This window comes from Marinobacter sp. B-12, assembly GCF_056857915.1.
In genome coordinates this window covers 82,053-104,807 of record NZ_JBSXOB010000041.1, presented here as the reverse complement: position 1 = coordinate 104,807, position 22,755 = coordinate 82,053, and the positions used below count along the sequence as shown (strand labels likewise).

Here is a 22,755-nt window from a genome sequence, read left to right as displayed (position 1 = left end):
GATTATTCGCTACCCGCAACACCCAGATCGGGAGCATCACGCCAGAGGCGTTCGAGGTCATAGAACTCGCGGGTTGCCGGCATCATGACGTGAACCACCACGTCGCCGAGATCAACCAGAATCCAGTCACTCGCATTGGCGCCTTCCACATTGCTGGCACGAACCCCCTGCTCCTTCGCTTCGGACAAGACCGAGTCCGCCAGGGATTTCACATGCCGATTGGAGGTACCACACGCGAGGACCATGTAGTCCGTCACACTGGTTCTCCCCCTGACATCAATGATACTTACGTCCTGCGCTTTGACGTCCTCAAGCGCACCCACGACCAGCTCTTTCAGTTGCTCTGCCTGCATAATCACCCTGTTGGACGGGCAGCGGCGAAGGCAGCCACCCGAAAAGTCATTTTCAGACGGGATTGTAGCACTAAAAGTTCCCGTCCGGTCATGCGCCGTATAGTCTCTGGCGCTGAATTTCCCGCCATACCGGGTCGGGCAGCAGATAACGCGGAGAGTGGCCGGAAAGAATCCGATCGCGAATACCGGTCGCAGAGATATCAAGTAACGGCGGGTCGAGTTGCAAAATGTGGCCACAAGGCGCGCGGAACAAGGCCTCTACCCGTTCGACTGACCGTTGGCTCAACAATCGCGCCGGCACACCGTCCGGTGCCAGACCCGGTCCCGGGCGTTGCACGACGACAATGTGTGCCAATTCGGGAATCCGCTCCCACTCCTGCCAGCGGTCGAAACCGGCGAAGGAATCCGTACCCAGGACCATGGCGAGCGGCTCGTCGGGGCCGATCTCCGCCCTTAATTGGGTCAACGTCTCCGCGGTGTAGGACGCGCCTTCCCGCCCCAACTCGCGGTCATCCAGAGTCAGCCCGGGCTCGCCAGCAATGGCCAGTTCCAGCAAGGCCAGACGCTGTGCGCTCGTGGCACCCGGCACATCACGGTGAGGAGGCACGTGGCAGGGCATCAAAGCCACTTCCGCCACCCCCAACCGCTCCCTTAGCTCGACTGCGAGCCGCAGGTGGCCGTGATGTATCGGGTCGAAGGTGCCGCCATAGATCACATGCATGCGCAATCAGGTCCGGATGTTGCCGTCGCCAAACACCACGTATTTCTGTGATGTCAGACCTTCAAGGCCAACCGGACCGCGGGCGTGAATCTTGTCTGTGGAGATGCCGATTTCTGCACCGAGACCATATTCGAAACCGTCCGCAAAACGGGTCGACGCATTGACCATAACGGAGCTGGAATCCACTTCCGTCAGGAATCGGCGGGCCCGGGTATAGTTTTCCGTGACAATGCTGTCTGTATGCTGAGAACTATAACGATTGATGTGTTCAATCGCGCCATCAAGCCCATCGATCACCTTTACCGCAAGCACCGGGGCCAGATATTCCGTGCCCCAGTCGTCCTCAGTAGCACGAACAACATCGGGAAGAATGTCCATTGTCTGCGGGCAACCCCTGAGTTCCACACCTTTGTCCCGGAAGGCGTCCGCCAGCAAAGGCAGAATATCGGCCGCGATTTCCTGGTCCACCAGCAGTGTTTCCATGGTATTGCAGGTGCCGTACCGCTGGGTCTTGGAGTTCACCGCTATGCTCAGGGCTTTTTCGGGATCAGCATGGCTGTCGATATACACGTGACAGATACCATCGAGGTGCTTGATCACAGGTACGCGCGCATCACGGCTGATGCGCTCGATCAGGCCCTTACCACCTCTTGGGACTATCACATCCACAAACCGGGGCATGGTGATCAGTTCGCCGACGGCGGCCCTGTCGGTGGTTTTCACAACCTGCACAGCACTTTCTGGCAGCCCTGATTCCTTCAACCCCTTGGCCAGACAGGCTGCAATGGCCTGATTGGAGTGAATGGCCTCAGAGCCCCCCCGCAAAATAGTTGCGTTTCCGGACTTCAGACACAGGCTGGCGGCCTCCACGGTCACGTTGGGCCGGGATTCGTAGATAATACCGATGACACCCAACGGCACACGCATGCGACCAACCTGTATTCCAGAGGGTCGATACGTCATATCGGTAATTTCGCCAATCGGATCCGGCAACGATGCCACCTGGCGCAGCCCTTCAATCATTGCATCGATGCGCGTCGGGGTCAGCTCCAGCCGGTCCAGCATCGCTGCTTCCAGACCGTTGGCACGGCCACCCTCCAGGTCCCTGGCATTGGCTGCGGCAAGCTCATCGCGCGCAGCATCCAGAGCCTCGGCTGTTGCCAGCAACGCCTGGTTGCGAACAGCCGTTGTGGAACGGGCCACCGCTCTCGCGGCCTGCCGTGCCTGCTGCCCAACCTCCGCCATATAAGCTGCAATATCCATCCGATTACCTTTCACGTTTAAAATCGATAGTACGAATCAGGACCTAACTTTACCTTTCCCGTTTCAAGTACGCATCCCAAGCGATTATTATACCGGCCTGACACACTTTATTCCGCGGGTCATTGAACAAAACCTGCTGTATGCTTTAAAACACGGACGCCCGGGAGAGGACGGATACCATGGCTCAGATGGCCGAAAAATTCCTGTTAAGCCGCCTGTCGAGAACTGGATTCCTGATCCTGATCGCCATTGCCGCGTTTGCAGTAATCCAACGAGAAACGCTGACAGTCATCACCGCCATTGTCGCGGCGGCGCTGGTCTTCAGCGGCAATACCTTTCACCCCGGACGCTCTCGGCAACCGTGGCCAGCGATCCACCGCCTATTGTTTGTTGCACTACTGTCGCTCCTGGCCACCAGCCTCTGGACAGGGCCCTGGAGCCTGACCCACTGGCTTTACGTGGCACCACTGGTCGGCTTTGCCCTGCTACCCGTCACCTGGGCCGGGGCCATCACCGCGCTCTGCGCCGTTCTTGCTATGTCTGCCACCCATTGGTCCGCCGGCTTGCCAGAACGCCACCAGATGCTTAGTGCACTGCTGCTGACTGTTATGCTTTCCGGCCTGCTGGTTTTCCTGCGGGAGTACAAATCGCGACAACTTGCGCCCCTGCGTCGGACCGACGAGCTTACCCAGGCTGCCAGCCGCGAATATCTGACGGCTGATCTACACAAGGAAATCCAGCGCAGTGAACGGGAAGGCACTGATATGTCGGTGATCATGATCGGCCTGGATACACACCTGAGCGACAGTGACCCGGATGCCGATATACGTTCCATACTGCCACGAATCGGCCGCTACCTGCACTCCCAACTGAGGGATTTCGACACCTACTATCGGGTCGCAGACCTTCAGTTCCTGATCATACTGCCAGGCATCCCCACTGCAGAGGCAGCATCACTGGGGGAAACAATCCGCAAGGGACTACGCACCCTGCTTGCCTCCCACCAATTACATCTGACGGTCAGTGCGGGAATCGCCGGCCTGAATATCGGCGATGATGCGGACAGCTTGCAGCAATCTGCTGCCAATGCCTTGCGGCGCGCCCAGCAACAAGGGGGCGATCGTGCCCAGTCCTACAGTACCTGGACACACACATCGCCTCCACCCAGAACAGAAGGGCCGGTACTATGACCGAAACCCGCCTGAGAAGCTTTACGCATCTAGCCGGCTATGCATTCGCCAGTCTTTTCATTGCAAGCCTGGCGTTCCAGAACCTTCGTTACGGATTTTATGATTTGTTCTTCCTGGCTGCCGGAATGGCTTTGCTGACGGTCGCGGGCGCTGGCTATACCTTCATATGCCGCCGCCGCCAGTTATCGGCACCTGGGCATCTCATCATCCTGACAGCTCTGAACAGTGGGTTGGTGGCGGCCATGTTTGCCCTTGACCCGCCTGGAATCAGTCATTGGGTTATGCCCCTGGTTGTGCTGAATCTACTGATCCTTCCGCTGCGGCAGGGGCTGATCCTTTCCCTGTTGTTGCTGGTCGCCCTGGCACTCTTTCTACTCCTGTCATCGCCCCCAATGTATGCCATAACCATCAGTTCGGGGGTGTTTGCGTTGGTCGCGGTGGCCGCACTTTATATCTGGCACTACGATCACATGGCGCAATCGGCGGAAGATCTGGCCATAACCGACCCGGTGACCGGCGCCCACAATGCGCGTTTCCTGGACGAAACCCTGCAAAAGGAAATCTCCCGGGCCATTGCCATGTCGCATTCCCTGTCGGTGATTTCCCTGGCCATTGATTACGCCGAAGAAGCCGAAGACCTGCATGGCCACGCCGGCATGCAACGGCTGCTCCGGGATCTCACCCAGCACCTGTTTGACGTTATCCGCGCAGGCGACACCCTTTACACACTTGAAAACGGAGAGTTTTTCCTGATCCTGCCCTTCACCCCGGAGGAAGGCGTACGCGTCATAGCCGAACGGATTCGACGGACCATCGCGGAACAGAACTGGCCTCCGGCCGGAAAAGTGACGGTCAGCCTTGGCTGCACCACCCGCGCCAGCACTGACATCCGCACGGCGGACCTGCGAAAGCGGGTAAGGCAAGCATTGGAGGAAGCCCGTAAACGCGGTGCCGATTCGGTCTGGTACAGCGTAGGAGACGTTCGGCCATCATGATGCCGGAGTGGCTACAGTCACTGACCGACTGGCTGGCAACCAACCCCGGCTGGCTGTCAGCGGCGTTATTCCTCACAGCATTCGTCGAGTCCCTTGCCCTGGCAGGCATCCTGATCCCCGGCGTCGCTATTCTGTTCGCCGTGGCGGTGCTGGCGGGCCAGGTTGCCGTACCGGTTGCCGAAGTCCTGTTTTGGGCGGGGGCCGGAGCCGTTGCCGGCGACGGCATCAGCTTCGCCCTCGGCAGACTGTTCCAGGGGCGCCTGGACGCGCTGTGGCCACTGAATCGCTTCCCGGGCTTTATCGGCAAAGGCGAGGCCTTTTTCCATCGCCATGGCGGCAAGAGCGTCGTTGTCGGACGTTTTGTGGGCCCGATACGACCAATCATTCCGCTAATCGCCGGCGCGTTCCTGATGCCCTGGCGACGGTTCCTGGCCTTCAACCTGTCATCGGCTGTGGCCTGGGCGCCAGTCTATGTATTGCCGGGGTACCTGGTTGGTAGTGCCCTGGCCAGCGAATTCGAACCACCCGCTCACTTTTATCCCGTGATCGCAGTCAGTGCCGGAATACTGCTGGTGATCTACCTCTTGCTTTTCCGCTTCCAATTAGGCCTCGGACACGGCAGCCAGCTCTATCTGTGGCTGGCGCGCCTCACGGCTCGCTACGATTCGACCCACCGCTTTTGGCGCCTGTATACCAGCCAGCGACCCGCGCAGGCTGGCGAGTTTCCACTACCGTCCTTGTCGCTGGCACTGGGAGCTGGCGCCCTGTTTATGATCTGGGGCCAATTGGCCACCGCCACCCAACTGCTGGCGCCGTTTGATGACCTGACCCTGCGGTGGTTTTCTCAGTTGCGGACCCCTTTGCTGGATCCGGCAATGATCCTGCTGACACTTCTGGGGGACCCACCGGTCCTTCTGGCAGCCGCTATATTGAGCGCACTGGCCCTTTTCTTTCGCGGTTACTATGCCGCCGCGATCCATGTAACAGGGGCAGCACTGTTAACGACTGTGTTGGTCTGGGGCTTCAAATACCTGACCGCTATACCAAGGCCGGATGTTGTCCTCGGGCCTCCAGATTCGGGTGCTTTCCCCAGTGGTCACGCAACCGGCGTCACCGTTCTCTCCACCCTGGCGGCAAGCTTTATAGCCAGGGAAATCCGGCATATCAGGCGCTGGCGCTACTATCTGCTTTTCAGTATCCCCATTGTCCTTGGTGCGCTAAGCCGGCTTTACCTGAGCGTTCACTGGTTTACCGATGTGGTGGCGGGAGTATTTCTGGGGCTCTCCATCTGCGGCTTGGTCAGGGCCAGCTATAGCCGCTATGACAACATCCCGCTGGCACGGGACGGAACGCTATTGCTTGCGGCGTGGGGGTGGCTCGCCTTCGTCGTCTGGTACGTGACGGCGCAATGGTCAAACGCAGTTTCGCTGTACAGCGTCACGGCTCCATAGTAACCGCTCAGCTTTCTTCCAGCGCTTCCAGCAGCCCCAGCAGACGTTCCAGACGTTCCAGGGGTGACTGAAGCTCCACCAACCGCTGCTTTTCCTGCTTATCCAGCGGCAGTAGCTCGGTCAGCCGCCAGCCCACGTCCCTGGCGTCGTCGTAATCGACTTCCATGTCCAGTTCCCGGACGACCGGATGGCGGAACAGCGCCTTCAACACAGAGGGGAGCTCCGCGAAACATTCAGGAATCAGCTGCTCCTCCTCCGCCAGCAAGCACTCCACGTCCCCGACATTCAATCCATCTGGCTGTTGCCAGGATCGCACCACCGTTACTTTATCCTTACCTTCAACCGTAATACCCAGCAAACCATTATCCAACTGCTGGAAATCGATAATGCGGACATAGGTACCAATATCGTAAAAGGCCGCTGATTTACCGGTCTCCAGACCGTCCCGGAGCAGGACGACCACAAATCCCCGATCTTCCTTGAGGCAACGGGTGAGCATATCGATGTATCTGGGTTCGAATAGCTGCAGGGGAATCCGCCCCCCGGGCAGCACAACAGAGTTCAGCGGGAAAAGAGGTACATTCATTGTTAGTACTGTCACCAGCAAACACGCTCCGGAGGAATGACCACCGTGTCATATCCTCAATGAATTGAAAGCAGGCGATGGACTTCGTCCACCCTTGCACGGGCTTCCGTCAGCAATTGCAGGCTTCGGGACGCATTTAGCTCAAGCTCACCAAGACGGCGATAGGAAGGCACCTCGTCAAACGGTGGCAGGGTACTGTTCTGACTGGATCCAATCATCGCATGCAACTGGGCGACTATCACAATATCCACCAGCTGGGGCGAGGCTTCCCGGCACTCATATCCCCAGTCTTCCGCATGCCTTGTCGCCTCCAGAAAGCCAGTAGGGAACGACCAGCTTTCCAGGATAGCGGTCCCCACATCGGCCCTGAGCTCGCCGATGGCATGCTCAAGGTTGGCCTGATCGGCAAACAGATTCACGTGATGCTCCGCCTGCACCAGCACCGGCACCACACCGATATCGTGCAACAGCCCTGCGAGCAACGCCTCCTCCGGATTAATGGAGGTAGCGCTATCCGCGAGCACCCAGCACAGCGCCGCCATCTCACGGGAATGGCGCCAGAGTTTGTCCATTTCCTTTTGCAACGAAGCCTGCCTGGTTTTGAACACCTCACGCATCGAAAACACCGTAACCAACTGGCGCGTGGTGCGCATACCCAACCGGATAACGGCCTCGCGGACATTGCGAACATCGCTGAATCCGCGGTACAGGGGACTATTGCAAGCCCGAACCAGTTTGGCGGCCATCGACGGATCCGCCGAGATGGCACTGGCAACCTGATCCGCCGTGGAGTCTTCTCGGTCCACGGTTCTGCGCACTTTCCAGGCTACATCCGGCACGCTTGGCAGGGTCACTTGATTGGAGCGCAGCTCGGCATAGAATTCCATCAGCAGGTGGTGCTCTTCGCTGCTCTCGTCGCCAACCCCGTCACCGGAATCCATTTCCACCTGTGGCACCGGTGCGGCCCGCAATAGCTGGTTGAGGATGTCCTGCTGAATAACCAGGAATTCGCTCGCCTTGATGGCGGTCACGTTGTACATCCGGGGTTGCAGCCGGGCAATGGGGTTAATCGCCTTGTCGGTATCGGCCTCGATGATGGACTTGCGGCCGTCAATGGACTCCAGTTCTACGCTGCCATGGATCAGGAATATGTCCAGACCATCCCGCACACCACGCTCCACCACTCGCTGGCCCGGACCATGGGTTCTTCTTTCAGCCCGACTTGCGAGCAAAACCAGCTGGTCATCAGTTAGCCGATTCAGCGGCTGAAATTGCTTGAGACGACGCAGAGGCAGGCTTTCCTGGCCAGCCATAGGGCTACTCCTTGATAAATCATTCATCGACTTTGTTACACATTGTAAGCGCGTCTCGTCAAAACAACCATGCGATCAACGGGTAATCTGGTATCCTCTTGCGCTCCCCCTATTGATCAAGCTACAGAAAGAGAGACCAGACAACCATGCCCCAGTATCGTTCGCGGACATCCACCGCAGGTCGTAATATGGCTGGCGCACGTGCTCTTTGGCGCGCCACCGGCATGAAGAACGAAGATTTCGGCAAACCCATCATCGCCGTCGCCAACTCTTTTACACAGTTCGTACCCGGCCATGTGCACCTCAAGGATCTGGGGCAACTGGTATGCCGGGAAATCGAAGATGCTGGAGGTGTCGCCAAGGAATTCAACACCATTGCCGTGGACGACGGCATTGCCATGGGACACGACGGGATGCTGTATTCTCTTCCCTCCCGAGAAATCATAGCTGATTCCGTGGAATACATGGTCAACGCCCACTGCGCAGATGCCCTGGTCTGCATCTCCAATTGCGACAAGATCACCCCGGGCATGTTGATGGCCGCCATGCGCCTGAACATCCCCACGATTTTCGTGTCCGGTGGCCCCATGGAAGCCGGCAAGACCAAACTCTCGGAGCACAAGCTCGACCTGGTGGATGCCATGGTCATCGCTGCCGACCCGAACGCTGATGACGAAACGGTCGCAGAGTACGAACGCAGTGCCTGCCCCACCTGCGGCTCCTGTTCCGGCATGTTCACAGCCAATTCCATGAACTGCCTCACCGAAGCCATTGGTCTGGCCTTGCCAGGAAACGGCTCAATGCTCGCCACTCACTCCGACCGCGAAGCCCTGTTTCTGAAAGCCGGACGACAGATTGTGGAGAATGCCCGCCGCTATTACGAGGATGACGATGCCAGCGTTCTACCTCTGAGCATTGCCTCGATGGAAGCGTTCGAGAATGCCATGGTCATGGACATCGCCATGGGCGGCTCCACCAACACCATCCTGCATTTGCTCGCAGCAGCCCAGGAAGGCGGTGTGCCGTTTACCCTTAACGAGATTGACCAGTTGTCCCGCCGGGTCCCCCAGCTTTGCAAGGTGGCGCCGAATTCACCGAAATACCACATGGAGGACGTTCACCGCGCAGGCGGCATCATGGGCATTCTTGGTGAACTGGAACGGGGCGGGCTGATCAACACCGACCTGCCCACCGTACACAGCAAAACCATGCGTGAGGCCCTGAAAACCTGGGACATCATGCAGGAGCCCACGTCCGAAGTGGTCGAATTCTACAAGGCTGGCCCTGCCGGCATTCCTACCCAGACGGCCTTCAGCCAGAGCACACGCTGGCCCTCACTGGACGGCGACCGCGAGACAGGCTGCATTCGTTCCGTTGAAAACGCTTATTCCTCTGAAGGCGGCCTGGCCGTTCTCTTCGGCAATATTGCCCTGGACGGCTGTGTGGTCAAGACGGCCGGCGTAGACGAAAGCATCTACGTATTCGAAGGCAATGCACGAGTATTCGAAAGCCAGGACACCGCGGTCGAAGGTATCCTCAATGATGAGGTCCAGCCTGGCGAAGTGGTGATTATCCGCTACGAAGGCCCCCAGGGCGGCCCCGGCATGCAGGAAATGCTGTATCCCACCAGTTACCTGAAATCGAAGGGATTGGGTAAAGAGTGCGCCCTATTGACTGACGGCCGCTTCTCCGGCGGCACCTCGGGTCTTTCCATTGGCCATGCTTCACCCGAGGCGGCTGCGGGTGGCGCCATTGGGCTGATTGAGAACGGTGACCTGATTCGTATCGACATTCCCAACCGGTCCATCAACGTGGAGATAGACCAGAACGAACTCAACCGTCGACGTGAGGAGCGGGATAAGAAAGGCTGGAAGCCCGAGTTGTCGCGACCGCGTAAAGTCTCGGCCGCGCTGAAGGCTTATGCGTTGCTGGCAACCAGCGCTGACAAAGGCGCGGTCAGAAATCTGGAAAAATTGGGCTGAAAGCACGCGGGCCCGGCGCAGAAACTACGCCGGGCCCGACTTCAGAACGGGGAAAGCAAGGTTTTAAATCTAGAAGAAGGACCACCCACCGTCATCGTCCTCCTCGATATCACCTTCTTCCGCCTGCTCTGCCGGCTGGTCTCTTTCCGGCTCTTCGGCTGCACCAGAAGTGCCTGCATTCTGTGACGCCCCGGTGTTGGACGAGCTCGCCGCCGCAACCTGAACGTGAACCATACCCAGCGCTTTCTTGGAGGCGTCATCAAGTACACCAGAGGCGTTCAACCCCTGATCCTTTTGAAACGCGGTCAACGCCGAGCGCGTGGTGTCATCCATTTGCGGACTGACATTGTTGATGTCATAACCCGCCGCATAAAGGGCATTCTTTAGCGCCACGGTATCGTTTGCTGACGCAGCGGGTGCCGCTGCCAGGGCCACTGCCCCCGCAAGGATAACAGCCAACATACGAACGTGAGTGAATATCTGCCTAGCCATGATCTACTCCAGTTACCTGTCGTTTTTATTGTGTTGCCAGTCCCTACAGGATGGACATTACGACCAGAGGCTACCATATTTTAAGCACTGCCGGACCGATCCGATTGTTGTGATTCTGTAGCGGAGACAGACACACTCCCTGACAGAGCCTCGGCCGACTCCCCGAACTCACGTATGAAAATACCCCAGAACGCCATGAACAGGGCCGCGACCAATGGGCCCATCACAAATCCATTAATACCGAACATCACTATTCCACCCAGGGTAGAGAGCAAAACAATGTAGTCGGGCAGCTTGGTATCCCGGCCAACGAAAATCGGCCGAAGCAGATTGTCCGCAAGCCCGATCACGATCACCCCGAACGCCGTTAGCACAATTGCCGACAGCATTTCCCCTGTCGCGGCAAGATAAAGAGCCGCAGGCACCCAGACCAGAGCCGCGCCAACGGCGGGAAGCAGGGACACAATCGCCATCACCACACCCCAGAGAAGCGCGCCCTGAATGCCCAGAAGCCAGAAAATACCACCCCCGAGCGCGCCCTGGATAACGGCGATCAGCAAGTTACCCTTGACCGTAGCCCGGGTGACCTCCGCAAACTTGGCAAACAACAGACGCTCTCGCTCGTCTCCGAGCGGCAGCGCACGAATCAACAAATCCACCAGTTTGCTGCCATCACGGAGCAGGAAAAACGCCAGGTAGATCATCAGCGCCAGCCCCAAAAAGAACTGGAAGGTATTCTGACCAAAACCGAGCGCCTGTTTCGCCAGGAACTGACTGCCCCCCACGAAAGCACTGACCACGCGATCTCTCACCTCGGCAAAGTCCATACCGAATTGGGCGAAAAACGACTCAATGGCCGGAAACGATTGGATAACCCGGTCAATGTAGTCGCCGGGGCGTAGTTGCCCCTCCTGGATTCGCTGATACAGGGACAATCCCTCTGCCACCAGCGACGTCACCAGCGCCAACACAGGTATAACCACGATCACCATGCATATCAGTAGCGTTAGCAGGGCAATGGTATTGGGACGGTCACCTAACCGCCGCGCCAGGTACTCACGAACCGGATGAAAAATCAGCGCGATGGCCACAGCCCAGAAAATAGGGCCAAAAAAAGGCTTCATCAGAAGAATGAACGCCAGGGAAACCCCAACCAGCATGGCCAGAAAGGTCCGTGTCTCTAGTTTTCCGTACATAGTGCAATTCCCTGAACCTGTGTGCAGTCGTCTCACGGTGGGTGGGCTGCGGATCTGTCTGAATGGGCCTAGACTACCACGCCATCGTGGCCAGTCTAGCGGCTTTCAGGTTATAGTGGACGGTTATTGGTCATTCGTTAAACAGGTCGCGACGTTGGATAACGAAGAGTTTGATATTGAAACGGCGCTGGATGCGGTCGCTGCCCTCAATCGCGTGCTGGCAGCCAGAACGCACCGCCGCAAAGTAATGGGCCAGGAAGTACTGATACCGGGCCAGCTGGGCGAAGCCCTGCAGCTGCCGCAGATCATCCGTCGCCTGCAGAGTAAACAGGCTCGCCAACGGGAGCAGGGCCTGGAAGACTTTCAGGAACTGTGGCCAACGCTGTCGCCTGCCACACGGGAGAAGGTCCTCGACAGAATCGGCTGGTACGACCCGAAGTCCCTGGACTGGGAAGACAAACGCTCGAATCGCCGCCCGGTTGTCGACCCGGATCATTGAAGTCGCCCTGATATATGAGCCCTTTCGGGCATACTTTCGTAGTTCTTGCCCTATTTCTCGCGGAACTGACTTTGAATTGTCACAGTTCGACCTTACGTTGGAGGTAATGGAGGTTTATTTATGCAACAAACAGAACATTACAACGCCATCGCTTCGGAAAGCAGTGCCGTACCCACACTACTGTGCGGGCATTGTCGCTCTACCCTGTCCCGTGGCCGAATTTTCCACAACGAAGAATTGCGGTCCCATGGTGGCCACTGTCAGACTCTTGCCCTGTGCTCGGCAGACGACTGCGGTGCCCTGAATTGCTGCGATGCAGCATTGGCGCGGCTTGACGACCCGGACGAACTCTTCAGCAAAGCATCCTGATTCAAACAGTCAACGCACTGTTACGTAAACCAAACACACTAAATTCCCATCTGATTTATCCTGATTCCTGAAGGCTGCGGTAACACCAGCCACGCAACCACTCAGTCAGGACAGTCGATGGCATGCGTATTCTGAGAACCGATGAAGCCCGCTTCGCACGTCTTCCGGATTACCCTTTCTCCCCTCATTATCTGGACGTAGAACCAGGCCTGAGAATGCACTATGTAGACGAAGGCCCGAGGGACGCATCGCCCGTGCTGATGCTGCATGGCGAGCCGTCGTGGTCGTACCTTTATCGTCACATGATCCCACTGGTGGCGGAAGCGGGACATCGGGTACTGGCCCCCGACCTGATCGGGTTCGGTAAATCCGACAAGCCAGCCGATGTAAGCGACTACAGTTACGAGCGCCACATGGCATGGCTGTCCGAGTGGCTTAAGGCCCAGGGACTGAAGAACATCACTCTGGTTTGCCAGAACTGGGGCTCACTCCTGGGCCTTCGACTGGCGGCCGAACACCCTCACCTATTCCGCAGGATCATTGTTGGCAACGGCATGCTGCCGACCGGGGACACCCCAGTGCCGGCCGTATTCACGCTGTGGAAAACCTTTGCCACTCACAGCCCGTGGTTTCCAGTCGGACGGATTGTTCAGCTTGGAACGGAAAGGGCCTTGAGCAAGGCCGAAATTGCAGCCTATGAAGCACCCTTCCCGTCGGCAGAATTCAAGGCGGGTGCCCGTGCATTCCCGAAACTGGTCCCCGTTTCCGCCGAAGACCCCTCAAGCGATGCCAACAAGGCAGCCTGGCGCATTCTGGAAACCTGGAAAAAGCCGTTTATTACCTGCTTCAGTAGCGGCGACCCTATTACCCGGGGTGGAGACCGATACATGCAACGCCGCATCCCCGGCGCCCATGGCCAGCCGCACATCACGTTGCGCGGCGGGCATTTCCTACAGGAAGATTCTCCTGACGATTTTGCACGCATTATTATTGATGCCTGCAAGTCTGAAATGGCGGCCTAAGGCCGCCAATCGTCAAGACTGATGCTTGGGCTGGAAATCGCCAGCATCAACCCTGGGTCGGTCACTGTCCGCCTCGGTTAGTGGCCGACACTCCTGAAGACTTGCATGACATCGCAGAGTCAGCCGTCTGTATTCCTCCGTGCCCTTGGCTTTCCACGCTACCTCACTGTCACTTAACGTCCGAATGACCCGGGCCGGCGCCCCAACAACCAACGAGGCCGGCTCACACTGAAAACCTGCCTTCACTAGAGCGCAGGCGCCAACAATGGAGCGGGGAGCAATCACTGCTTCATCCATGACCACCGCATTCATACCAACCATTGCATCCTCCCCAACCGTGCAGCCGTGGAGAATCGCGCCGTGTCCAACATGGCCATTTTTCTCAATCACGGTGTCCATGCCAGGAAACGCATGCATAACGCAGTTGTCCTGGATATTCGAACCCTCCTTGAGCACAACCCGGCCGAAATCACCACGCAAGGAAGCGGCCGGTCCCACGTAGCAATCGGGGCCGATCCACACATCTCCGATCAATACCGCGGTTGGGTGTACGTATGCAGATGGATGAACGACAGGTTGAACGCCTTCAATGCTGTAACTCGGCATGCATCTCTCCTCTTTCCGAAGCTCAAAGTTCGCCAACATTTCTGATTCATTTTCTTAAATTCAAGAACCATTTTCCGACATTATACCGAAGAAATATAGACACAAATTCGGCAAAATATCCGTAAATTCCCACGAATTAAACATTATAAAATCAATAATATTGTTTATTTTCAATATTTTATGCCACTAGCGCACAGACATCATAATATGATACACAATATGCATTCACAAAACCTTGACCGGTATCAACTAATAGATATACTGATTTAGAAATTAGCCATCGTGCCATCAGAGCGTCACATTATTGCGACTCCGGGTACTGGCCTGCTCGTTTCGTCCAGACAAAAACAGGGCAAAAAATCTTTATCGATAACCACCCATCACTCCACCTATAGGACACCGCCATGACTCAACCGAGCATTCTTCTGGAAATCGATCAGGGTGTGGCCCAGCTTACCCTTAACCGTCCAGACAACCTGAACAGCTTCAACGTTGATATGCACGAGCAGATGCGAAAGGCCATCAGCCAGGTGCGTAAAGACAGCTCTGTTCGTGTCTTGGTTATTACCGGCGCCGGCCGGGGCTTCTGTGCGGGCCAGGACCTGTCTGACCGCAGTGTTGCGCCGGATCAGGACGCCCCTGATCTGGGCGAGTCCCTGGAAAAGTACTACAACCCCATGATGCGAAGCCTGAGAGACCTGCCCATGCCGGTCCTTTGTGCCGTGAACGGGGTTGCCGCCGGCGCTGGCGCCAACATTGCTCTGGCCTGCGACATCACGCTGGCCGCTCGTTCAGCGAGCTTCGTGCAAGCCTTCTGCAAACTGGGCCTGATACCCGATTCCGGTGGTACCTGGACACTGCCTCGGATTGCCGGGATGGCTCGCGCCAAAGGCATGGCTCTGCTTGGCGACAAAATCCGTGCTGAGCAGGCCGAGAACTGGGGCATGATCTGGCGCTGCGTTGACGACGAAACGCTGATGGAAGAGACCATGAAACTGGCACGGCACTTTGCCACTCAGCCCACCAAAGGCTTTGCGCTTATCAAACGGGCCTTGCACGCCAGCTCCAGCAACACCTTTGAAGAGCAGCTCAATCTCGAGCGGGACCTCCAGCGCATGGCCGGCCGCTCCGAGGATTACCGCGAAGGCGTTGCCGCCTTTATGGAAAAACGCACGCCGACCTTCAAGGGGAAATAATCAATGCAGGCACTTGATACCCAGACCACGATTGCCGTCATCGGTGCCGGCGCCATGGGTTCCGGCATCGCCCAGGTGGCCGCCCAGGCAGGTCACAAGGTCTATCTTCACGACCAGCGCGATGGCGCCGCTACCGCCGGCCGGGATGGCATTGCAAAACAACTGCAGCGCAGGGTGGACAAAGGCAAGATGGAACAACAAACCGTCGACGCCATTGTCGGTCGCATTCAGCCGGTCAGCGCCCTTTCGGAAGTCGCCGACAGCAGAATGGTCATTGAGGCTATTGTTGAAGATCTCGAGATCAAGCACTCGCTGCTGGCAGACCTCGAAGAACTGTGCGGCGAGGACGCCATTCTGGCCACTAACACCTCGTCGATCTCGGTGACCGCCCTTGGCGCCAAGCTCCGCCATCCCAAACGACTGGTCGGCATGCACTTCTTTAACCCGGCCCCTCTGATGGCGCTGGTGGAAGTCGTCAAAGGTCTGGCTACGGACAATGCTGTGGCGGAGATTGTCCACGCTACTGCGGCCAACTGGGGCAAGAAACCCGTATTTGCCACCTCAACGCCCGGCTTCATCGTTAACCGGGTAGCACGACCCTTTTATGCCGAAAGCCTTCGACTGCTCCAGGAAGGCGCTGCCGACCCGGCGACGCTGGACGCCATCATCCGGGAGTCAGGAAACTTCCGGATGGGCCCGTTTGAGTTAACCGACCTGATCGGCCATGACGTCAACTACGCGGTAACCAACTCAGTCTTCAAGGCCTACTACCAGGACGCCCGTTTTCTCCCCTCCCTTATCCAGAAGGAACTGGTGGAAGCCGGCCGCTTGGGCCGCAAGAGCGGACAGGGTTTCTACAGCTATACCGATGGAAGTGAACGCCCGGCACCAGACACCGAACCAGCTCGACAGAGTGACGACACAACACTGGTCGTTGAAGGCGACCTGGGGCCAGCCTCTGCGCTGATCAACCGCTTCCGCGACGCCGGCCTGGAAATCGTCGAGCGTGATGGCCCCGGGCAGATTCGATTCGGAGATGCGGTACTGGCACTCACTGACGGCCGGATGGCAACCGAGCGCGCCCAAGCGGAAGGCACTCCAGATCTGACGTTATTTGATCTGGCATTCGACTTTGGGAAAGCCACCAGATTGGCTGTTTGCTTCTCAGACCAGGCTTCCGAAAAGGCACGTCACGATGCCGTTGCCCTGCTTCAAAAGACGAATATCGCCGTAAGCGCTGTTAAGGACCGCCCCGGCCTGGTGGTCATGCGCACCGTAGCCACACTGGCGAACGAAGCCGCCGATGCGGAACTGCACGGCGTTGCGACCAAAGAAGACATCGACCTCGCCATGAAAGCAGGCCTGAACTACCCCGAAGGTCCGCTTAGCTGGAGCGATCGACTGGGCAATGGCCGGGTGCTCCAGACTCTTACCAATATTCAGAACAGCTATGGCGAGGACCGTTACCGGCCAGCACTGCTGCTCCGTAAAAACCATCACGCCGGGAAGGGATTTTACAAATGAACGAAAACACCCCACAAGAACTGGCCGAGAATTGCGCCAAAGCCATGTTTGCCCGTGACCGGGCGAGCCAGAAACTTGGCATGAAAATCGAATCTATTGCTCCAGGCCGGGCCGTTCTTAGCATGACGGTCACCGAAGACATGATCCAGGGGCATGGCTCCTGCCATGGCGGTTACCTGTTTACCCTGGCCGACTCCGCCTTTGCCTTTAGCTGCAACACCTACGACAAAGCAACCGTCGCCTCCGGATGCAGCATCGACTACATGTATGGCGCCAAGGCTGGCGACATACTGACTGCCACCGCTGAGGAGCAATCCCGTGGTGGCCGAACCGGCGTGTACGACATCACTTTAACCAATCAGGATGGCCGCACCGTTGCCCTCTTCCGGGGAAAATCCTACCAGGTCCGCGGCCCTGTCATTAATTCGGAGCCACAGTCATGACCACTAGTAATCTCTTGCAAGACGCCTACATCGTTGACGCCATACGCACCCCGATCGGCCGTTACGGTGGCGCCCTGGCACCCGTTCGGGCCGACGACCTCGGGGCCATCCCGATGAAAGCCCTGATGGAACGCAACCCGGGCGTGGACTGGTCGAAGATTGATGACGTTCTTTATGGCTGCGCTAACCAGGCGGGGGAAGACAACCGTGACGTTGCCCGGATGTCACTGCTGTTAGCCGGCATTCCCATCGACGTGCCCGGCAGCACCATTAACCGCCTCTGCGGATCAGGCATGGACGCAATCGGAAGCGCTGCACGGGCAATCCGCACCGGCGAAGCCAGCCTGATGCTCGCAGGCGGTGTCGAATCCATGTCCCGTGCGCCTTTTGTGATGGGCAAATCCGAAAGCCCTTTCAGTCGGAAAGCGGAAATTTTCGATACCACGATTGGCTGGCGCTTCGTCAATCCAGTACTGAAAAAACAGTACGGTATCGACTCCATGCCTGAAACCGCCGAGAACGTTGCAGAGCAGTTTGGTATTTCCCGGGAAGATCAGGATGCATTCGCTGCGCGAAGCCAACAGCGAACAGCTGAAGCCCAGTCTGCCGGCCGGCTCGCAAGCGAGATCACGCCGGTCAGCGTTCCACGTCGCAAGCAGGACCCGCTGGTGGTTGACACCGATGAACACCCCCGGGAAACCAGCGTAGAGAAGCTGGCATCACTGCCGACCCCTTTTCGCGAAAACGGTTCCGTGACAGCGGGCAACGCCTCTGGCGTCAACGATGGTGCGTGCGCACTCTTGCTCGCCAATGCCGATGCAATAAAGCAATACACCCTGACACCAAGGGCCAGGGTCGTCGCCATGGCAACAGTGGGGGTTGAGCCACGCATCATGGGCTTCGGCCCCGCTCCGGCGACACGAAAAGTACTGAAGACGGCCGGACTGGAACTGGCGGACATGGACGTCATTGAATTAAACGAGGCCTTTGCCGCTCAGGCACTTGCCGTCACTCGCGATCTCGGTTTGCCCGACGACGCTGAACACGTCAACCCGAATGGTGGGGCCATCGCCCTGGGACACCCTCTTGGGATGAGTGGTGCGCGCCTGGTAACAACCGCCGTGAATGAACTCGAGCGCCGCCACAAGCAGGGGCAGAAAGCCCGTTATGCACTCTGCACCATGTGCATCGGCGTTGGGCAGGGCATCGCTTTGATTATTGAGAGGGTGGAGAACGTTGCCTGAACGATCAGGTGCAGCGCCCGCTAAGTACAAACGTTAAGCACAATAAGCGCAGGACAAACCTATGAACCTACCATCACAAAAACTCGGCAACCTCGACCGAATGGAAACCGCCAGCATTGACGAGCTTCGCCACGAACAGCTCCAGCGCCTGCGCTGGAGCGTGGCCCATGCCTATACCAATGTCCCCTTCTATCGCAAAGCGTTTGATGAAATCGGCCTCAAGCCAATGGACATCAAATCGCTGGACGACCTGGCCAAAATTCCGTTCACCAACAAATCAGATCTTCGGGACAATTACCCATTTGGCATGTTCGCCACCCCAATGGATGAAGTCGTTCGGGTTCATGCCTCAAGCGGCACAACGGGAAAGCCCACTGTGGTCGGCTACACCCAGGGCGACATCGACACCTGGGCCGACATTGTTGCCCGCTGCATTCGGGCCGGTGGTGGTTCCCGCGGCGACAAAGTACACGTTGCCTACGGTTACGGCCTGTTCACGGGGGGCCTGGGCGCCCATTACGGTGCCGAACGCCTGGGCTGCACCGTCATTCCCATGTCCGGAGGCCAGACGGAGAAGCAGGTTCAGCTGATCACCGATTTTCAGCCTGACATCATCATGGTGACACCGTCCTACATACTCAACATCGCCGACGAAATGGAGCGGCAAGGCGTTGACCCGCACAAACTACGCTTGCGCCTTGGCATCTTCGGTGCTGAACCCTGGACAAACGCCATGCGTACCGAAATTGAGGAGCGCCTGGGCATCCAGGCGCTGGATATTTACGGTTTGTCCGAAGTTATGGGGCCTGGCGTGGGTATGGAGTGCCTTGAAACCAAGGATGGCCCCACCATCTGGGAGGACCACTTCTATCCCGAGATCATCGACCCGGTGACCGGAGATGTTCTGCCGGACGGCGAGTATGGCGAACTTGTGTTTACGTCCCTGACCAAGGTGGCACTACCGATCATGCGCTACCGTACCCGTGATCTCACCCGCCTGCTGCCGGGGACTGCACGCCCGATGCGCCGTATCGACAAGATCACGGGCCGCAGCGATGACATGCTGATCATCCGTGGCGTAAATGTGTTCCCGAGCCAGATTGAAGAGCAGGTTCTGAAGTGCAGCGCATTAGCACCACACTATGAAATCGAGGTCTATAAAGAGGGCAACCTGGATTGCGTTGACATACGCACGGAATTGAAACCTGGCACGTCTGACAGTTCAGAGATTCGCGCTGCGGCCGCCAAAGAGCTGGCTCATCACATCAAGTCGTACATCGGCATCAGTACCCGTATCCACGTGGTTGAGGCAAACAGCATTGCGCGTTCCGAAGGCAAGGCCAAACGGGTTTTCGACCGTCGCAATCCGTAAGTTCCTTTCGCGCCAGAGCGTGACCGGGTCGTAGTCCGATCACGCTCTTCTCGGCCAACTGATTTCTTATATTTTTTATTTTTATTATTTCCGGTGATTTTAAAAATCACCTTGGTTTTAAATTTTTCCATTTATAACAGCCAATTAGATAAAATAATGCTTATCATAAAACAAAACATGACACACAAAGATGATTCTTGATTTTTATTCAGTGTCATATATTATGAGGGTAACGCTCTGAAACGACCGACGGGCCGCACGCGCCCGGAAGCAGCAGAACGATAAGCCCGATTCGGAGGTAAAATATGTACGCCCAGCTCGTTGAAACAGGCAGCAAGCGCCTTAAAACGAAAGAAGAGATGTCGCCCCAGGAGCGCGAATTTCAGGAAAAGGTCGACGCCGAGATCAAGATCGAAGCCAAGAACTGGATGCCTGAAGGCTATCGCAAAACCCTGGTTCGCCAAATCTCCCAGCACGCCCACTCTGAAGTCGTTGGTATGCTGCCGGAAGGCAACTGGGTCACCCGCGCGCCCACCCTTAAACGCAAGCTTCAACTGATGGCCAAGATCCAGGACGAGGCAGGGCATGGGCTGTACCTATACAGCGCCATGGAAACCCTCGGTGCTGATCGAGATGAAGAGATCGAAAAGCTGCACCAGGGGAAGGCCAAGTACTCCAGCATCTTTAACTACCCAACCCTGAACTGGGCTGATATGGGCGCCGTTGGCTGGCTGGTTGATGGCGCTGCCATCGTCAACCAGGTGGTGCTTCAGCGCACTTCCTACGGCCCCTACTCCCGCGCCATGGTTCGCATCTGTAAAGAAGAGAGCTTCCACCAGCGCCAGGGCTATCAGATTCTGTTGGACCTGATGCGTGAAGGTACAGACGAACAGAAGGCCATGGTGCAGGACGCAATCAACCGCCTGTGGTGGCCGTCCCTGATGATGTTCGGCCCGCACGACGATGAGTCCCCGAACTCACAGCAATCCCTGGCCTGGAAGATCAAGCGCAAGGGCAACGACGAACTTCGCCAGATGTTCATTGACCAGACCGTTCCCCAGCTCGAGTTCCTCGGGTGCACTGCGCCGGATCCGGACCTGAAGTGGAACGAAGAGACCGGTCATTACGATTTTGGCGAGATCAACTGGCAGGAATTCTACGACGTTCTCAAGGGCAACGGCCCATGCAACCGCGAGCGCATCAACACTCGCAAAAAAGCAATCGACGAGGGCCGATGGGTTCGCGAAGCGGCCGTCGCCTATGCCAAAAAACAAAAACAGCGCACTCAAGCCGCTTGATACCGGAGGAATACACATGTCTGAATGGCGCCTTTACGAAGTTTTTGTACGGTCCAAGCACGGCCTGAACCACAAGCACGTGGGCAGCGTTCATGCCTCTGACAACGAGATGGCTATGGAAAACGCCCGCGACCTCTACACACGCCGCAGCGAAGGCGTGAGCATCTGGGTTGTTCCCTCGGACACCATTACAGCCTCCGCATCCGACGAGAAAGAAGTACTTTTCGACCCGTCGGAAGACAAGATTTATCGGCACGCTTCTTTCTACGAGCTGCCCGATGAAGTCGGACACATGTAAGGAGCTGTTCCAATGACACAAGCAGAAGCATTACAGGAATACCTGTTACGCCTGGCAGATTCCGACATGATCCTGGGTCAGCGACTGTGCGAACTGTGTGGCAAGGCCCCGGCGCTGGAGGAAGAACTGGCGCTGATGAACGTTGCCCTTGACCTCGTTGGCCAGGCCCGCAACTGGTACGAATACGCCGCAGAGTTGATTGATGACGGTGGCGATGCCGACAAACTGGCGTTCCGCCGCGATGCCCATAATTACCGCAATCTGCTGCTGACTGAGCAGCCCAATGAGGATTACGCCGTCACCATGGGCCGTCAGTTCTTCTTTGATGCATGGCATTACTTGACGCTCAAGAGTTTGGTCGACTCCAGCGATGAACGCGTTGCCGGTATTGCTGCGAAGGCATTGAAGGAAGCCACCTATCACCTGCGCCGGTCTTCCGAGTGGATCAAGCGTCTGGGCGATGGTACCGAGGAAAGCCATCGCCGCATGCAGGACGCCGTGGATATCCTCTGGCGTTTTACGGGCGAACTGATTACCCCGGACGATACAGATCACATCATGGCCGAGGCGGGCATTGGCCCAGAGCCAGACCAGCTTGCCAGCAACTGGCGCGAAATGGTCAATGAAGTGCTCACCCAGGCAACGCTGACACCGGGTGCCGATGACGCCTGGATGTACATGGGCGGCAAACACGGCGAGCACACCGAGCACCTTGGATTTATTCTGGCAGAAATGCAGTTCCTGCAAAGGGCCTATCCCGATGCCACAACCTGGTAACTCAGACAGCCGGTCAGCCGTCGACATTCTGATTGCCAGCGATCGGGTGCCGGCAAACGCCCGTCCCGATCTGCTGACCGAGGATGACATCTGGGCACTTCTCGAAGCGGTAAAGGATCCTGAGGTGCCGGCGGTAAGCGTCGTAGAGCTCGGGATTGTCCGTGCCGTGAGATGGGATGGCAAAGAACTGTCCATTGATGTCACGCCTACCTATTCCGGCTGCCCAGCTACCGAGTTGATCGAAGAACTGATCATCGAAGCCATGCGCGCCGCAGGCTTCCGGGCCCCGAACATCAACCAGGTGCTGACCCCGGCCTGGACCACCGACTGGATCACAGCCGAAGGCAAAGAAAAGCTTCGGGCGTTCGGAATCGCTCCCCCCGAAGGCAGCTCCAGCAAACTGAGCCTGCTTGGAGAGCCGGACATCATTGCCTGCCCCCACTGTGGCAGCACGGATACGGAACAGGTCAGTGAGTTTGGATCAACCGCCTGCAAAGCCCTTTATCGCTGCACGGAATGCCTCGAGCCCTTCGACTATTTCAAATGCATCTAGAGCCGATACGAT

Annotated in this window: 24 protein-coding genes; 16 read left to right on the top strand and 8 right to left on the bottom strand. The window is 57.3% G+C overall.

The window, feature by feature from the left end; genetic code table 11:
• Nucleotides 1-2: 2 nt before the first annotated feature.
• From rsfS to AC13D2_RS06260, 3 genes are all read right to left on the bottom strand, one after another.
• Nucleotides 3-353, bottom strand: coding sequence for a ribosome silencing factor (rsfS, locus tag AC13D2_RS06270; protein WP_036203834.1), 351 nt, complete (start codon nucleotides 351-353; stop codon nucleotides 3-5).
• Nucleotides 354-441: 88 nt separating this feature from the next.
• Nucleotides 442-1,074 carry a nicotinate-nucleotide adenylyltransferase gene (gene nadD / locus AC13D2_RS06265; protein ID WP_420390626.1) on the bottom strand — a complete coding sequence of 211 codons (633 nt, stop codon included), beginning with the start codon at nucleotides 1,072-1,074 and terminating at the stop codon, nucleotides 442-444.
• A 6-nt stretch (nucleotides 1,075-1,080) separates the two neighbouring features.
• A complete protein-coding gene (locus AC13D2_RS06260; RefSeq protein WP_482938350.1) occupies nucleotides 1,081-2,337 on the bottom strand; it encodes a glutamate-5-semialdehyde dehydrogenase in 1,257 nt (418 codons plus the stop codon).
• Nucleotides 2,338-2,516: 179 nt separating this feature from the next.
• On the opposite strand from AC13D2_RS06260, the gene AC13D2_RS06255 reads away from it, so the two are divergent.
• Genes AC13D2_RS06255 through AC13D2_RS06245 form a run of 3 tightly spaced genes read left to right on the top strand, consistent with a single transcriptional unit; the run spans nucleotide 2,517 to nucleotide 5,973 of the window.
• Entirely contained in the window at nucleotides 2,517-3,527 is a 1,011-nt protein-coding gene (locus AC13D2_RS06255) for a GGDEF domain-containing protein (protein WP_292049708.1), read from the top strand.
• Entirely contained in the window at nucleotides 3,524-4,522 is a 999-nt protein-coding gene (locus AC13D2_RS06250; RefSeq protein WP_292049707.1) for a GGDEF domain-containing protein, read from the top strand. The genes AC13D2_RS06255 and AC13D2_RS06250 overlap by 4 nt, the downstream gene beginning before the upstream one ends.
• Complete coding sequence (locus AC13D2_RS06245; RefSeq protein WP_292049706.1) at nucleotides 4,519-5,973, top strand: bifunctional DedA family/phosphatase PAP2 family protein; 1,455 nt, start codon at nucleotides 4,519-4,521, stop codon at nucleotides 5,971-5,973. The genes AC13D2_RS06250 and AC13D2_RS06245 overlap by 4 nt, the downstream gene beginning before the upstream one ends.
• Nucleotides 5,974-5,980: 7 nt before the next feature.
• Here AC13D2_RS06245 and AC13D2_RS06240 read toward each other — a convergent pair whose 3' ends face one another.
• Complete coding sequence (locus AC13D2_RS06240) at nucleotides 5,981-6,559, bottom strand: LON peptidase substrate-binding domain-containing protein (protein ID WP_367187226.1); 579 nt, start codon at nucleotides 6,557-6,559, stop codon at nucleotides 5,981-5,983.
• 56 nt (nucleotides 6,560-6,615) lie between these two features.
• Nucleotides 6,616-7,872 (bottom strand): HDOD domain-containing protein, encoded by a 1,257-nt coding sequence (locus AC13D2_RS06235; protein ID WP_292049704.1) that lies wholly within the window; start codon nucleotides 7,870-7,872, stop codon nucleotides 6,616-6,618.
• A 146-nt stretch (nucleotides 7,873-8,018) separates the two neighbouring features.
• On the opposite strand from AC13D2_RS06235, the gene ilvD reads away from it, so the two are divergent.
• A complete protein-coding gene (gene ilvD / locus AC13D2_RS06230) occupies nucleotides 8,019-9,854 on the top strand; it encodes a dihydroxy-acid dehydratase (RefSeq protein ID WP_482938349.1) in 1,836 nt (611 codons plus the stop codon).
• Between the two features lie 69 nt (nucleotides 9,855-9,923).
• Here the strand turns inward: ilvD and AC13D2_RS06225 are convergent, their stop codons facing one another.
• Nucleotides 9,924-10,346 carry a peptidoglycan-binding domain-containing protein gene (locus AC13D2_RS06225; RefSeq protein ID WP_292049702.1) on the bottom strand — a complete coding sequence of 141 codons (423 nt, stop codon included), beginning with the start codon at nucleotides 10,344-10,346 and terminating at the stop codon, nucleotides 9,924-9,926.
• Nucleotides 10,347-10,426: 80 nt separating this feature from the next.
• Nucleotides 10,427-11,542 carry an AI-2E family transporter gene (locus AC13D2_RS06220; protein WP_292049701.1) on the bottom strand — a complete coding sequence of 372 codons (1,116 nt, stop codon included), beginning with the start codon at nucleotides 11,540-11,542 and terminating at the stop codon, nucleotides 10,427-10,429.
• A 154-nt stretch (nucleotides 11,543-11,696) separates the two neighbouring features.
• Here AC13D2_RS06220 and AC13D2_RS06215 point away from each other — a divergent pair, with 154 nt between their 5' ends.
• From AC13D2_RS06215 to AC13D2_RS06205, 3 genes are all read left to right on the top strand, one after another.
• Nucleotides 11,697-12,041: a hypothetical protein gene (locus AC13D2_RS06215; RefSeq protein WP_292049700.1), complete on the top strand. Its 345-nt coding sequence runs from the start codon at nucleotides 11,697-11,699 to the stop codon at nucleotides 12,039-12,041.
• Between the two features lie 120 nt (nucleotides 12,042-12,161).
• Nucleotides 12,162-12,410 (top strand): hypothetical protein, encoded by a 249-nt coding sequence (locus tag AC13D2_RS06210; RefSeq protein WP_292049699.1) that lies wholly within the window; start codon nucleotides 12,162-12,164, stop codon nucleotides 12,408-12,410.
• 122 nt (nucleotides 12,411-12,532) lie between these two features.
• Nucleotides 12,533-13,432, top strand: coding sequence for a haloalkane dehalogenase (locus tag AC13D2_RS06205; RefSeq protein WP_292049698.1), 900 nt, complete (start codon nucleotides 12,533-12,535; stop codon nucleotides 13,430-13,432).
• A 12-nt stretch (nucleotides 13,433-13,444) separates the two neighbouring features.
• On the opposite strand, the gene AC13D2_RS06200 is transcribed toward AC13D2_RS06205, so the two are convergent.
• On the bottom strand, nucleotides 13,445-14,038 hold the full coding sequence (locus AC13D2_RS06200) for a phenylacetic acid degradation protein PaaY (protein ID WP_292049697.1): 594 nt from the start codon (nucleotides 14,036-14,038) through the stop codon (nucleotides 13,445-13,447).
• A 404-nt stretch (nucleotides 14,039-14,442) separates the two neighbouring features.
• Between AC13D2_RS06200 and paaG the strand changes: the two genes are divergently transcribed.
• The 9 genes from paaG (at nucleotide 14,443) to paaD (ending at nucleotide 22,743) form a co-directional block, all read left to right on the top strand.
• A complete protein-coding gene (paaG, locus tag AC13D2_RS06195) occupies nucleotides 14,443-15,234 on the top strand; it encodes a 2-(1,2-epoxy-1,2-dihydrophenyl)acetyl-CoA isomerase PaaG (RefSeq protein WP_292049696.1) in 792 nt (263 codons plus the stop codon).
• A gap of 3 nt (nucleotides 15,235-15,237) precedes the next feature.
• On the top strand, nucleotides 15,238-16,758 hold the full coding sequence (paaH, locus tag AC13D2_RS06190) for a 3-hydroxyacyl-CoA dehydrogenase PaaH (RefSeq protein WP_292049695.1): 1,521 nt from the start codon (nucleotides 15,238-15,240) through the stop codon (nucleotides 16,756-16,758).
• On the top strand, nucleotides 16,755-17,201 hold the full coding sequence (gene paaI, locus AC13D2_RS06185) for a hydroxyphenylacetyl-CoA thioesterase PaaI (RefSeq protein ID WP_292049694.1): 447 nt from the start codon (nucleotides 16,755-16,757) through the stop codon (nucleotides 17,199-17,201). Before paaH ends, paaI begins: the two co-directional genes overlap by 4 nt.
• A 14-nt stretch (nucleotides 17,202-17,215) precedes the next feature.
• Nucleotides 17,216-18,445, top strand: coding sequence for a 3-oxoadipyl-CoA thiolase (pcaF, locus tag AC13D2_RS06180; protein ID WP_482938359.1), 1,230 nt, complete (start codon nucleotides 17,216-17,218; stop codon nucleotides 18,443-18,445).
• A gap of 61 nt (nucleotides 18,446-18,506) precedes the next feature.
• On the top strand, nucleotides 18,507-19,817 hold the full coding sequence (paaK, locus tag AC13D2_RS06175) for a phenylacetate--CoA ligase PaaK (protein WP_292049692.1): 1,311 nt from the start codon (nucleotides 18,507-18,509) through the stop codon (nucleotides 19,815-19,817).
• Between the two features lie 305 nt (nucleotides 19,818-20,122).
• Nucleotides 20,123-21,115 (top strand): 1,2-phenylacetyl-CoA epoxidase subunit PaaA, encoded by a 993-nt coding sequence (gene paaA, locus AC13D2_RS06170; protein WP_007155011.1) that lies wholly within the window; start codon nucleotides 20,123-20,125, stop codon nucleotides 21,113-21,115.
• A 16-nt stretch (nucleotides 21,116-21,131) separates the two neighbouring features.
• Nucleotides 21,132-21,413 carry a 1,2-phenylacetyl-CoA epoxidase subunit PaaB gene (gene paaB / locus AC13D2_RS06165; protein ID WP_007155012.1) on the top strand — a complete coding sequence of 94 codons (282 nt, stop codon included), beginning with the start codon at nucleotides 21,132-21,134 and terminating at the stop codon, nucleotides 21,411-21,413.
• Between the two features lie 12 nt (nucleotides 21,414-21,425).
• On the top strand, nucleotides 21,426-22,190 hold the full coding sequence (gene paaC, locus AC13D2_RS06160; RefSeq protein WP_292049691.1) for a 1,2-phenylacetyl-CoA epoxidase subunit PaaC: 765 nt from the start codon (nucleotides 21,426-21,428) through the stop codon (nucleotides 22,188-22,190).
• Nucleotides 22,174-22,743 (top strand): 1,2-phenylacetyl-CoA epoxidase subunit PaaD, encoded by a 570-nt coding sequence (gene paaD / locus AC13D2_RS06155; protein ID WP_292049690.1) that lies wholly within the window; start codon nucleotides 22,174-22,176, stop codon nucleotides 22,741-22,743. The genes paaC and paaD overlap by 17 nt, the downstream gene beginning before the upstream one ends.
• The last annotated feature ends 12 nt before the right edge of the window (nucleotides 22,744-22,755 follow it).